Origin of the sequence: Anditalea andensis (assembly GCF_000714815.1) — a bacterium.
GTDB lineage: Bacteria > Bacteroidota > Bacteroidia > Cytophagales > Cyclobacteriaceae > Anditalea > Anditalea andensis.
Genome location: NZ_JMIH01000022.1, coordinates 78,111 through 92,654, shown reverse-complemented (window position 1 = coordinate 92,654; position 14,544 = coordinate 78,111). Strand labels below are relative to the sequence as shown.

The 14,544-nt window shown below is 39.9% G+C and carries 5 protein-coding genes; 1 reads left to right on the top strand and 4 read right to left on the bottom strand.

All coding sequences use genetic code 11. The features are described 5' to 3' along the window. Positions 1-35: 35 nt before the first annotated feature. Entirely contained in the window at positions 36-2,636 is a 2,601-nt protein-coding gene (gene mutS / locus EL17_RS13275; RefSeq protein ID WP_035074880.1) for a DNA mismatch repair protein MutS, read from the bottom strand. Positions 2,637-2,716: 80 nt separating this feature from the next. On the opposite strand from mutS, the gene EL17_RS13270 reads away from it, so the two are divergent. Beyond that, complete coding sequence (locus EL17_RS13270; protein ID WP_035074877.1) at positions 2,717-3,256, top strand: RNA methyltransferase; 540 nt, start codon at positions 2,717-2,719, stop codon at positions 3,254-3,256. 120 nt (positions 3,257-3,376) lie between these two features. On the opposite strand, the gene EL17_RS13265 is transcribed toward EL17_RS13270, so the two are convergent. The 3 genes from EL17_RS13265 to EL17_RS13255 all read right to left on the bottom strand — a co-directional run bounded on the left by EL17_RS13265 (position 3,377) and on the right by EL17_RS13255 (position 14,275). Continuing rightward, positions 3,377-4,402 (bottom strand): PorP/SprF family type IX secretion system membrane protein, encoded by a 1,026-nt coding sequence (locus tag EL17_RS13265; RefSeq protein WP_035074874.1) that lies wholly within the window; start codon positions 4,400-4,402, stop codon positions 3,377-3,379. Positions 4,403-4,471: 69 nt separating this feature from the next. Then, positions 4,472-6,187: a T9SS C-terminal target domain-containing protein gene (locus tag EL17_RS13260; RefSeq protein WP_035074871.1), complete on the bottom strand. Its 1,716-nt coding sequence runs from the start codon at positions 6,185-6,187 to the stop codon at positions 4,472-4,474. Positions 6,188-6,703: 516 nt separating this feature from the next. Next, positions 6,704-14,275, bottom strand: coding sequence for a PKD domain-containing protein (locus tag EL17_RS13255; protein WP_164675083.1), 7,572 nt, complete (start codon positions 14,273-14,275; stop codon positions 6,704-6,706). Between the last annotated feature and the right edge of the window lie 269 nt (positions 14,276-14,544).

Sequence of the window (14,544 nt, the reverse complement as noted above, 5' to 3'; positions counted from 1 at the left end):
GCTAATATTAGCCATTTATCCTTATTTGCCAATGATTAATCAAGCTTTTTTTTGATTTCATTCAGTTTAATTAGTGCTTCTACGGGTGAGATGGTATTAATATCAAAGGCATCTAACATCTCCTTTACCTCATTAAACTTCGGATCAATTTCAAATAGACTGAGCTGAAAGTTGTTCTTGGGCATCTCTTTCATTTTCTCTTTTTGTTTGTGCATGTTTTTATCTTTCTCCAGATGCCCCATTATCTCAGAAGCTCTCAGCACTACAGGATTTGGCATACCTGCCATCTGCGCCACGTGAATACCAAAGCTGTGCTCACTGCCACCCTTGTTCAGCTTCCGCATAAACACTACTTTATTTCCCACTTCTTTAACCGAGACATTAAAATTTTTGACCCTTCCAAAATCATCCGCCAACTGGTTCAGTTCATGGTAGTGGGTGGCAAAGAGGGTCTTGGCCTTATATTTTGGGTGATTGTGCAGATATTCTACGATGGACCATGCTATGGAGATTCCGTCATAAGTAGATGTACCCCTGCCTATTTCATCCATAAGTACGAGACTACGGTCAGAGAGATTATTAAGAATACTAGCTGTTTCTGTCATTTCCACCATAAAAGTAGACTCACCCTTTGAAAGGTTATCAGAAGCACCCACTCTAGTAAAAACCTTATCAATTAATCCTATTCTGGCATAAGAAGCGGGGACAAAGCTTCCCATTTGCGCCATCAATACGATCAAGGCGGTCTGCCGAAGAAGGGCGGATTTACCGGCCATATTCGGTCCGGTTATAATGATGATCTGCTGACTGTTATGATCCAGGTATATGTCATTTGGCACATAACTTTCTCCCACGGCCAGCTGTTTTTCTATAACAGGATGTCTTCCATCCTTAATCTCAAGGGCATCTGTTTCAGTGCATTTTGGCCTGCAGTAATTGTTGGCTTTGGCTACCCGTGCAAAAGAGAGCAGGCAATCCACCATTCCCAGCATACGGGCATTCTGCTGAATACTGGCTACATAGGTGGTCGCATCCTGGACGAGCAGGTTGAAATATTTCAATTCCAAAACGATAAGTCTTTCTTCGGCATGAAGAATTTTTTCTTCATAGGTTTTTAGCTCCTCAGTAATATACCGTTCAGCATTTACAAGGGTCTGTTTTCTGATCCATTCCTGCGGTACTTTGTCTTTATGGGTATTGGAAACCTCCAGATAGTAACCAAAGACTTTGTTATAGGCTACTTTCAGAGATGAAATACCGGTGCGCTGTACTTCCCTGCGCTGAATCTGAAGCAGATAATCTTTGCCAGAAGTAGCCAGCCTTCTGTATTCATCCAGATCTCCATCTACACCATTTTTGATAATTCCCCCCTGGTGGGTAAGCATAGGGGCGTCCTCCATCAGTTCATTCTCGATTTTTTCCAATAAAAACTCACATGGGTTAATTTGGTCCGCTATCTTCTTTAACGAAGGGTTTTTCTGGGATTTTAGCAGATTTTTTATAGGGACAGTGCTTTTAAGGGCTTTCCTTAGCTGGTTCATTTCCCGTGGATTGATCCTACCGACAGCCACTTTGGATATGAGCCTCTCTAGATCACCTATTTGTTTGAGGTAGAGTAAAACCTCCTCACAGAGCTCGGTTTCTTTATAGAAATGATCTACTATCTTTAACCGTTCTTCAATGGGTTCTTTTTCCTTTAGGGGCAATACCATCCATTTTTTCATCATCCTGGAACCCATAGGCGTTACCGATTGGTCAAGAATATTGATCAAAGGCACCCCTCCATCCTGATGAGAATAGACCAGTTCCAGATTCCTAATGGTGAATTTATCCAGCCAAACAAAGTTCTCTTCAGCTATGCGTGATATGGACGCGATATGCTTTACCTCCTTATGCTCAGTTTCTTCTAAATAATATAATACAGCTCCTGCTGCTATCAGTCCGCACACCAGGCTTTCTATTCCAAAACCCTTAAGATTAGCTGTTTCAAAATGGTTGATCAGCTTCTCGTAGGTATAGTCATACTGATAAACCCAGTCTTCGCAGTGAAAAGTATTATAATTATCTTTTAGAAATTCTTCTGCTGTGGTTTTATGGGCCTTTGAATAAATGATCTCTGATGGAGCAAAGCTTTGGAGCAATTTGTCCAGGTAAGATAGGTTTCCTTCCGCGGCCATGAATTCTCCTGTAGAAAGATCCAAAAACGCTATACCATGAATTTCTTTACTGAAATAAATGGATGCCAGATAATTGTTTCTTCTTTTGTCAAGGACATTATCATTAAAAGAAAGGCCGGGAGTTACCAGCTCAGTGACTCCGCGCTTCACTATACCTTTCACTTCTTTGGGGTCCTCTAGCTGATCGCAGATAGCTACCCTGTTACCTGCCCTTACTAATTTTGGAAGATAATTGTCAAGAGAATGATGGGGAAACCCAGCCAATTCAATATGAGAAGCGGATCCATTGGCCCTTTTTGTAAGGACAATATCTAGAATTTTGCTCGCCTTGATGGCGTCTTCACCAAAAGTCTCGTAGAAATCTCCTACTCTGAAAAGTAACAAAGCCCCGGGATGCTTTGCCTTTATGGCGTTATACTGCTTCATCAGAGGGGTTTCTTTCACTGCGGCTTTGGACATGCTATATAGTATTTAAATCTTTGTGCTAATTTTGATGGCTAATTCAACTTTGAAATTAAGGGATTTTACTCAAAAAGCAGATGAAAAAATTAAGTATGGACGAATTAAACCGTCTGTCAGTAGAAGAATTTAAGCAGATGGAAAAAACTCCTTTAGTACTGGTACTCGACAATGTACGAAGCCTGAACAATGTAGGCTCTTCATTCCGTACCGCTGATGCCTTTGGGCTCGAAAAGATAATGCTGTGCGGGATCACCGGCACCCCACCCAACCGAGAAATCCAAAAGACAGCCCTCGGCGCCACAGAATCAGTGGCATGGGAGCATATCAAAACCACCATAGAGGCAGTAAATATTCTTCGGGAAGAAGGATATACCATTATTGCCATAGAGCAGGTGGACAAGAGCGAAATGCTTCAAAATTTTATTCCAAGTCAAGGAGAAAAATATGCTCTGATATTTGGAAATGAGGTATTTGGTGTCGAAGAAGAAGTAATCTACCAAAGTGACCATGTACTTGAAATCCCACAGATCGGGACCAAACACTCCCTAAATATCTCGGTGAGTATGGGAATAGTCATTTGGGATTTTATGTATAAAGGAAAATTTTTAAATTCATAAAGATTACTTATTTTACATGATTTATTTATAAAAAAACCCGGAGATAAATCCCCGGGTAAAGCCTGATTTTACCAGGATCAGGCTATGTGCACAATTTAAAAAAATTAACCACACACTGACTTAATACCTGAAGCAGGGGATTATACGGCTTCTTCTGTCCCTTTGATTTGGATCTCCGTACATAAAGCTATATCTGATAGAAATCTCATGAGCGCCTCCTGCATTTATCAGTCCTAATTTGGAAGTAGTAAAATCAAAACTGTACCCCACATCCATACCGCTATCAAATGAAAATCCAAATAATGCGACCACCGATTCATTATTGGGAAGTGCATATTTAACCGGAAGACCTCTGTACCATACACCCATTACCATAGGCTGAAGGTACACCTGAGTGCCTACATCCAATTGATTAAACGGATGCTGATTTTTAAAGTTGAAGGCAAAGGATAATTCTCTCTCCTGCCTAGCATTACTAAAGAAATTATTGATCCCTCCAGACCCTAAATCTATCTTTATCCCGCCATGAGCAGAAAGCTTCATGGCCAGTCTGCTGATGTTATGGTCTAAAAAAGAAACGTTGGGCTGCGTGAGATGATGGCCTGACATACCGAACCAATACCGATCCGAATTGAGCAACATACCGAAATTGAAATCAGCAAATCTATGTCGGGCATCTGTATCTAATAATTCACCGCTGAAATCATCTATCTGTCCTCTGTCGATATTAAGCTGTGACCCAAAGACCAGACTACTGAAATTCACATCTCTGGATATATAGCTCACCTGCCCTCCAAATCTTAAAAACGTATTCATATTCAAACGCAATCGATATGAATATATAGCGCCGATTTCCATAGTGTTCAAATTAGCCATACTTTCCCGGTTTCCATTGAAGATAAGACCTATACCGCTATTGATATCAAACATATAATGGTCTATAAAAGCAGTATAAGAGTTGAAACTATGATCCAGGCCAGGCCACTGATTACGATAATTTACTCCAACCCTAGTCACCTCTGAAGATCCTGCAAAAGCTGGGTTCAAGTACATAGGATTAGCGTAAAATTGGGAATATTGTACATCCTGTGCGGCTACTAGCCGAACAAAAAGAAACAATAACAGTAACAGTAATAATTTTTTCATGTATTAAATATTAGTTACAGCCACAAATGGAAATGACCCTATTACCGCTGATATCATCCATTCTAATGCTTATTTGACCAATGTAAACACACCACTGACATACTTCTTTTCACCTTTCAGACTTGTAAAGGCCACTTTGTAAACATAGTTTCCCGGAGGGGCTATACTCCCATGAAGGTAACCGGTCCATCCCCCACTGTCCATCTCTGAGGTAGCAAACAAAAGCTCTCCCCAAGAATTGAATATCTGCATATCATAAGAAGTTATGTTTTTGAATTTTGGCTGGAAAGTGTCATTTAGCCCATCACCATTTGGAGAAAAAGCATTAGGCATCATCACCACATCCAATTTATCTTCTATATATACATGATATATTTCTCTAGAATGGCAGCCAAATAGGTCATGGATGGTTAAGGCTACTGCATACTCTCCTTCCCTTCTATAGATATGGGTAGGATGACGCTGATCACTATAAAAACCATCTCCAAAATCCCATTCCCATGCTAAAGCATCCTCAGGAATATTTGCTCTAAACTGTATGGGCTCTTCCAAAGAAAATTCATTGCCACCATCTACATTGATCAGTATTTCGGATAACTCCATCCTGGCATTAAGCTGAGGGAACTCTACTTCTTTTACCGCCTTTACAGTACAGCCATTCCCATCTCTTACCTCCACTTCTACACTTCCTGTATTATTCAAGCTGATCTCCTGCAGACCGGTCTCTCCACTGCTCCAGTTTATAGAAAAAGGTCCTGACCCACCCTGTATCTGTACCTCTGCATACCCTTTGATATCTTCAGCATTGCAATTGAAATCAAACCGAGTGTTTATATCCACCATAAGAGGGGAAGGACTTTCGATATGGATCATAGATTCCACCATACAGCCAGATTTATCCTCTACCTTTAACACATAATTTCCAGACGATAATCCCTCTCTCACGAGTTGCTTTATAGATGGATCATCCATCCACTCTATTTTGTAAGGGGGCTTCCCGCCTATTATTTTGAACCCTGCAGCTTCTGTAACAGAACAATCTGCTGCATCCATTACAAGCCGTTCAAGAGACAATGGAATCGGCTCCAGGTCTATTATTTTATATGTGGCACATCCATTGGCATCAGTCACTCTCAGTTCGTATATGCCCGAATCCAGATCCATTAAATCTTTAGACACAGGACCGTGGGCCCACTGATAGTCGTAAGGGGCCATCCCTCCTTTCACTTCGACAGATATGGCACCTTTAGCTTCACAATCAGTATTTATGTCAACAATAAGTTCAAGTTCATCAGCTCCAATTTCAAATTCAATGGTATTGGTACAATTATAATAGTCTGTTACTGCTACCGAATAATGTCCAGGTGCCAATGAAGTAGCAGTGGTCTCATTCTCTAATCCATGGCTCCAAAGGATGGTAAAGGGGCCCCTGCCTCTTATGATGTTCAGCTCTATTTCCCCATTATGATTAAGACTACAGGAGGCATTTCTCCTGTTAATAAGTTCGGTGGTCAGGATATAAGGAGGCTGAATGATAAATGAATTGCTAATCCAGGCACCTCGGTTATCAGTTATCTTAACAGTATAGGTACCGGCATTAAGATCAGAAATAACATCAGTATCCGCTCCATTTGACCATTGGTATGTATAAGGAGCTTCTCCGCCTGTTACCTTCAGCACTATCTCTCCCCTTTCAAAGTGATTGCAGAGCGCCAGTTTACCTGATACTTCTACTTTCATTTCAGATAATACCATACCAGCTGATGTAGCATTACTTTGCTGCATGATAAATCCGACTAAGCAAATGAAGCCATACAGCTTGATGTATAATGTTCTCATTATAAAAGCAAAAATTATCTTAACTTCTTCACTGGAATATAAATCCCTTAATCCAATAGCTCTAACTAAACCTTTATAAATTAATATTGTGCTTATTTTAAAATACCTTATTTGCTATATAAAGTATAAATAATGTTTTTAATTATTTTAAATAAAATTTTATGTTATTGATATGCAACGAAATGAAATTCTAATACAACATCGCATTAAATGAATTAATACAATCTTATTGGTTTTAACAAAATATAATAATAAAAATATACAAGAATAATTTTAATTATCATCAATCAAAAGACCAATAACACACAATCTCCAATTTTTGTATTTGAACAGGTATATTGATAGCATAATATTCGTAGACGCTTATATGTCACACCATCGTATTAAATACATGTACTCCTAAATACCTATTATATAAGATAACAACTTCATATAATCTTTAATTAAATTAAAAACATACTGTCAGTTGATTAATAAAAATACACCTGAAAGGGTATTTCGTTTTCCTTCACGGGTCGTAAAACTGATCTTGTACACGTAGTTCCCGTTAGGACTCATTTTTCCCTTAGTGTATCCATCCCACCCAGGATCTTCCATTGAATAGCTGGAATAAAGAAGATCACCCCAAGTATTGAAAATATGCATTTCTATGTCTGATATCCCACGGTATTTAGGTACAAAATAATCATTGAGACCATCACCGTTTGGAGAAAATGCATTTGGGGTTAAAATCCTATATGAATTGGTTATTTCTACTTCTATGGTATTCATAGTAGAGCATCCATATACATCATATACGTTTAATCGGACTTCGTATTTCCCGGGAGAAGTGTAAACATGCTTTGGATGCTGTTCGGTACTTCCCTTTCCATCACCAAAATCCCATTGCCATGCGATAACATTACCAGTAGTTTGATCATTAAACTGTATAGGGTCGTTGATAAGTACTTCTCCCTCTCCTTCTATGCTGATAACAGTATAGCTAAACCCTGCATCTGCAAATAATGGTGGAAAATTAACAGTTCTTGAAGCGTCAATATTACATCCATTTACATCTTTTATATAAACTGAAATATCGCCTGGCTTAGAAAAATTCACTTCCCTCACGTTCATTTCCCCACTGTGCCACCTTACTTCATACTCACCGGTGCCACCCTCCACGATAACCCAGGCAGTACCTACTACAGCCCTGGTTTCACAGTCAATATCTATTCTTGAAAAGAGCTGCGCCACGAGCGGCTTTGGTTCTTCTATAAGGAAGTTACGTGTAGCTTTACATCCATTTTCATCCGTGATCTCCACAGTATAGCTACCTGCTGCCAGATTGGATCGGTTATATGAATTATTATTTGGATCATCTGACCATTTCAATTGATATGGCTGAGTGCCACCTTCTACTGCAAGATTAATATACCCATCAGTGGCACCATTACAGGCAAGCATAGTAGGGTAAGTACCGCGTATAGCTAAAGGGTCTGGTTCTGACACAGTGAAAGAGCCTCCTGTAGTACAGCCACCCCTATCCGTAATCAATACTGTATACACACCAGGGGATAAGTTTCGTAAGTTTCTACTAGTCGCTCCATTGGCAGGATTTCCAGCAGCGGCGGTCCATCTATAGGAGTATGGTGCAGTACCGCCTTCCACGGTCAATAAAATGGCTCCCCTATTCTCCCCCGCACATTGACTATCTTCTATCACCTGGCTGAAATCAAGCATTTCCGGTTCCCTGATAGTAACGGAAGTCGAGGTCATACATCCCAATGCATCCTCGACACGGATTGTATAATTATCCGGACCCAGATGGGTTGCTTCTGTCACTCCCACCATCCCAGTACTCCAATGAATTTTGTAAGGTGCTACTCCTCCTGTTATATTTATTTTTATAGATCCATCCTCTAACCCTCTGCAGGAAACATTGGAAAGATCACTTATGCTCAGCCTGATAGGAGAAGGCTGCTGGATTATAGTCGTACTTGTAGCCACACATCCATCTGTATCTGTTACTTCTACTGTATATTCTCCCGGCAGTAAGTTAGAAATGATCGGTGTGACAGGTCCATGTTTCCATTTGTATACATATCCACCCGCACCACCAGAAACAGTAAGTCTAATTTCCCCCCGCTCATTCAGAGAGCAAAGATTTAATCGGCCTCCGGCTTCTATCTCTATAACAGATTTAGCGGCTGGCATATCAAATGTCTTTTCTACCCGACAGCCTTTGGCGTCTGTTACTTCTACGGTATATTTTCCTGCACCTAGGTTATTAATATCCTGTGTAGTGGCGCCATTAGACCATAGATAGGTATAAGGAGTGGTACCACCCCTGACCTGAAGGGTAATTGCTGTTTCACCTATCAGATTACAGGTTTCATACTTGAGGTCTCCAAGTACCTGTAATTCTTCCTCCGGCTCGCGTATCGTCACTTGTACGGTCTGGAAACAATCTCTTCCATCATAGATAAAAGCGGTGTAATTACCTCTTCTAAGTCCCGTAAGTTCCATACCTTGTGCATTATTGGTCCATTCCACCCGATAGTTTTCATTTCCGCCTGTGATGTCCAATGATATCCTTCCATCATTTCCACCTTTACAGGATACATCCGAAGCCTCCACCCTGATCACCATGGGGTCTACTACTGGTACTTTAACCGTTATTTCGTCAGCATAACACAGGTTAGCTTCCTGATCACCGATTCCAGCGCTGACACTATATATACCCGGAGGAACGATAAGCCTAGTTCCATGTATGCGGTCCCCATTCACCATGAAAAAATAATTGAACGCACCTTCTCTCCTGCTGCCACCTGCACTAAATTCCAAGACCCCATCAGTGCTACCTTCACAGGAAACAGGTGAAACCTGAACCCTTACTTCTATTTTTTCTCCATCTACTAAATCAAAAGTATTGGTCACTTCTTCACAGACCTGTGCATCAACTACTTTATATTCATATCGGCCAGCAGGTAAGTTGGGCAATAGTAATTCCCTGATACCGCTGGTCTCCGTTACCCAATTTTTCCCAACCGCTCTATACTGCACGGTAAATGGACCAATACCACCTGTTAATGTCAACCTGGCATTTGCCACACCTCCTTTACATAGGATGCTCTCCGTAATAATTTCTACGCCCAGGCCATCCGGTTCGGACAGAGTAAATTCATAATTTTCCGTACAACCTTTTCCATCTGTGAGTATGGCCCGATATGAGCCCCTCCCCAATCCAGCGAATTCATAATTACCCCCTTCTTGAAGTAAATTAAGTTCAATTGATTCATTGGTGAATAAATTAGTCAATACGGCAGTATATTCCATATTGCCACCATATGGCTTGAACCTAAAAAACCCATCATTACCTCGAAAACAAGTAGGATTAATTGTACGGATTTCGGTAAATTCAATGCCCTCTGGTTCGGTTATAACTACTGTTCGTCTTTCTGAAACACAACCTTCATTATCTGAAATTTGAATGATATAAGTACTAGGACTCAAATTTTCAAATAAGAACACACCTGATGGCTGATCTATACCATTAAGACTGACCTTAAAACTTCTACCTACATTTACAGTCGGATTTATCACTTTTATGCTGCCGTCATTATCTCCCCTACATGTGATATTTCGAATTTCAATATCCGAAAACATGGGCTGTACCACCGGATTGATTGTAAAGGATTCTTCTAAATTACCACATCCCTGATCTGTAACAATAAATTTATAATCCCCGACTGGTAGATTATCAAATAAAATAATATTCTCAAAAACATCTTCTCTTCGGCCTACTTCTATATTTGTAGCCAAAGATATCAGTTGGATAGTTTTACTTCTGTTTCCTCCCAAAATATTGATGGTGCCTGTTCCGGTATCTCCAAAACAAGTAGGGTCTTCTTTATCAACATTTACCTGAAGCAGGGAAGGTTGTCCTATGGTAATTTCCTCACTTGGTTCCACACAGTTAGCGGCAAAGGTGATTTCCATATAGTATATACCAGCGACCAATGCACTGAGTTCTGACGCAGGTACCGGCTGATCATTTTGGCCGGGTATTTTCCTAAACCATTGATAGGTACCTCCCGTTACAGAATAGGAAATCTTACCATCATTACCTCCAAAACAGGATACATCTTTAATTTTTTCTGCACTATAAGAAGGAGGGTTGGGCTGAGTAATTTCTAAATTTCCTTCTTTTTCACAACGTCTATCGTCCCTTACTTTTACGTCATAATTTCCTATGTCCAAAGATCCGATAATAGAGCCATTAAGTTCTCTCCATTCATTTTCCATCCGGATAAAAAAACTGTATGGGGCAACCCCTCCTCTGGCATTTAAATATACCGCCCCACTTAAACCGGGACACCGAGGATCTTCCTGCGCAACCAATAACTCTAAAGGAGATTCAGGGCCCTCTATTCTAATGATCCTGCTCACTTCACACTGAGCACTTACCTGTACTATTACCTGATAGATCCCCACTCTCAAACCAGTTACAGTAGTTTGATTTTGGCCAAACACCTGCTCTGTTTGTAAATTTTTCCAAAAAATAGTATAATCAGCAGGATCTAACCCATTCTCCAGTTCGATACTGATGGCGCCCCCCTCTTCATCACAGACCACATCTGTTTTACTCTGTACGATAATAGAGGGCCTAACCACACCTTTTATCTCAAAATCCTCTTCCCTCGAAAAACAGCCATTAATATCAAATACGGTAAGAGAATAATTTCCCGGACGCAGATCAAATATATCTTTGTTATTTTGACCATTTGACCACACATAAGTATAGGGAGGGGTTCCACCCTGAACATTAACATTAATATACCCGTCATTAAAATTAAAACAACTGATGTCCATCTTATCTACTAATTGAATAGTAATAGGGTCAGGTTGATTTACTTCTATATCTTTTTCAACGAAACAATTTACATCATCTAATACCTTTACACGATAGATGCCATTTCCCTGCTGGTTTAAGATTCTGGTGGTTACGCCGGGTATTGTTTCAAACCTATCCGTTTCTTCATTATACTTAAACCACGAATAGCTATATGGTTCAATACCATTAATAGGCTGTATCTCAATTCTTGCATTGTTTTCATTAAAACACTTCGGCTCCCTTACATTCAAAACGTTTATATCCAGCTTATTCTCTGGCTGTAATACTTCATAAACTTGGCTAAAATGACAGCTATTGCCATCATCACTCACGCTAAGCGTATAATGTCCTGCATATAAATCATAAATATCCCTTTCAGTGGAGCGAAAACCATCTGGCCCTGTCCATTCTACTATGTAGTCCTCACCTGACGGTAGGTTTCCTCCTGATATCATTTCAATGCTTAGACGGCCACTATTATCATCCCGGCAAATGATATGGGTGGGAACCACAGAAACGGTTATGGAAGAAGGAGCAGCAATGGTAAACGGTCCAAATACCTTTTCACAATCAATATTAGCTGGGTCTTTTACGCTTAAAAAATAATTGCCATCCTCTAGGTTTTCTACTTTCAATGAGGTACTTCTCACCACATTGTTTTGACTTTGTTTAAACCAGGCATAAGTTAAAGTACTTCCACTTCCCCCTGATACAAAAACTGTGATTTCCCCGTCATTTGCCCCTGCACAAGAGGCATTTTCAATTACCAGATCATCTAAAACTATTTCATTAGGCTCATTGATGGTAATGGAAGAGGCCTGCACTTCAGTACATTGGTTTTCATCCCTAACCTTTAGGGTATATTCACCAGCCAGAAGAGACAAAATATTAGCTTCATTCCTGTTGTTAAATGGATAATATGTCAAGCCATTGTCCAGTGAGTAATAGTATGGGGGAGTACCACCATCGACTGATACCTTGATGCTACCAGTGGCTGCCCCATAGCAGCCAGCATCTTCTTTATCAATTTCATCTATTGTAAATAATCTAGGCTGATTTAATATAAATGAGGAAGATAGTATACTACAGTTCCGATCGTCTATTACAGAGAGTCTATATTCACCTGCTATCAATTGATTGATTTCCAAATCGGTTTTATCTATAAGATCTATCCAATCATTATCCGCATTTTTCTTTTGCCACTGATAGGTATATGGAGCAGTCCCCCCTTGGATGGCCAATCCCATGATGCCTCCACCATTATCCCCATAGCATAATACAGGACTTATCAGCACATCATCTTCCAAAATCAGTAATTCTGATGGAGATTGTACCGTTACGGTTCTGTTTATGTAACAGCTTTCTGCTATTTTCACCTGCACGGTATAAGAACCTGCAGCCAAACGCGGGAAGGTGATTTCAGTACCAAAATGAACCACGTCTCCCATAATAATCTCATATGGCTCACTCCCACTTAATTTTACCAATAAAGTGCCGTTCTCCTCACCATAACAGGCAACTGGGGTAGGTGTAATTTCTATATTCGGTGATACGGGGTCGATCAGTTCGAAAATGCGTACATATTCACATCCGTTTTTATCCAGGACAGTAACTTGGTACCTCCCTGCAGGGATTTCTTGAAGTTTGTTTATTGAGCTTAGCACATTTGTACTACCTTCTCTTACCCAGCTATACCTAAAAGGCGATCCCCAACCCCCAAAGGCTTCTACTTCAATCTCCCCCGATGCAGCTTCCGGACAGGAAGGATGTAGAATATTTACTAGTGTCAAGTCAACCTGTGCAGAGGGTGCTTCTACAGCTATCTCAGCGGTTTGGGATATACACCCATTTCTATCTTTTACATATACTGTATATATGCCTGCAGCTAATCCCGTAAAGGTTTTTTCGCTGTGGTCCTGTGACGGCTCCAAACTAAAGTCACTACTCAAAGAAAAGGTATATGGCGATGTTCCTCCAGAGGCGTTTACTTTGATACTTCCATTTCTCTCCCCAAAACAGGCATCCAATACAGCTTCTTCATCTATATGCAGTTCAGCAGGTTCTACTATAGTAAATGATCGATACATTTCGCAGCCTTCTGCATCTCTTACCGCAAGCCTATAATTCCCAGCCCCAAGGCGATCTATTGTAAAGGTTTCTGTGTTTTGGCGAGGAAATGGTATCACTGTACCATTTTCCTGAGTCAAATTGATAAGAAACGGGGAGGTTAAATCTCCATCAAAAACCAGATTTACACTTCCGTCACTTAAACCAAAACAAGATATGGGCATGGGTGAAGCTGTTACTCCGAATTTTTCTATATATATAATGTCAAATGGATAATCGGTATAACAAGTGTTATCCTCTGCTCTATTAGTATACACCCTGATAAAATAATTTCCTATAGGTAAATCATTGATATCAATATTACCCCCACCTGAAGTGACGAGATTGTCCCTATATATATTTCCGTTTCTATAAATCCCAAATTCATATTCAGGTGCATTTCCCCCACTGATCCGGGTAATCACTCTACCCTGATCACTATCGCATACCGGATTATATACTGTAAGATCTTCCCCTTCAGCCAGAAGCAGTGGCAATGGTTCTTCAATAACAATTTCTTCATATGCTACACATCCAGAGGCATCTCTCACTTCCACTATATATTCACCGGCATATAATGCAGTTAGTGTCTGAGTATTATTAAACTCCCTTATAAGTACAGTAGGATTATTTTTATTATATAATCTGACGGTGAAAGAACTATTGGAAGTAACATTTATAATTGCCTCCCCCGTAGGTGTACCTGAACACGTGGCATTCTGGGTCCTATTAACCCCCACACTTACAGTAGTGGCTAAAAATACATTGACGGGTTGTCTGTCACTGTTCCCATTTGGATCTGTAACTTTGACCTCATATAGGCCTGGAGGCAGATTATGCATTACTGATATATATTGACCAGTAGCATCAGCTGTCGATATGACATCAGTGGCTTCGATTATACCATTTCTATAATATTCAAATGCAATAGGACCTACTCCATTTACGAAAATGGTCGTTTGTTGAAGACATCCATTAAACCTAGGTTCTACTATACCGATGGTCTGTGCAATGCTTTGATCCACTAGGAAAAAACTCCCTAGGAACATTAACATTTTTATGAATAGAAGATGAGTGTAATACTTTCCCATATGCTGTATATTGCGCGGAATACTCCTGAATCTTAGATGTATTTACTTCTAGTTCCGCACCGTAATATATATTGATATTTCATTATGTTTTTATTGGTGCTTGAACCAATAAAACCGTATTTTATAAATACGTAAATTATTTTATGTATTTCATATACACCTTAATGAAATTTTATAAATTATTCATTTACATCAAATAAATACAAGAATTATGTTATAGACAAAATATAATT

Bases quoted from the DNA above. Each gene is read 5' to 3' on its own strand.
- mutS (WP_035074880.1), bottom strand. From the start codon at position 2,636: ATGTCCAAAGCCGCAGTGAAAGAAACCCCTCTGATGAAGCAGTATAAC.
- EL17_RS13270 (WP_035074877.1), top strand. From the start codon at position 2,717: ATGAAAAAATTAAGTATGGACGAATTAAACCGTCTGTCAGTAGAAGAA.
- EL17_RS13265 (WP_035074874.1), bottom strand. From the start codon at position 4,402: ATGAAAAAATTATTACTGTTACTGTTATTGTTTCTTTTTGTTCGGCTA.
- EL17_RS13260 (WP_035074871.1), bottom strand. From the start codon at position 6,187: ATGCAGCAAAGTAATGCTACATCAGCTGGTATGGTATTATCTGAAATG.
- EL17_RS13255 (WP_164675083.1), bottom strand. From the start codon at position 14,275: ATGTTAATGTTCCTAGGGAGTTTTTTCCTAGTGGATCAAAGCATTGCA.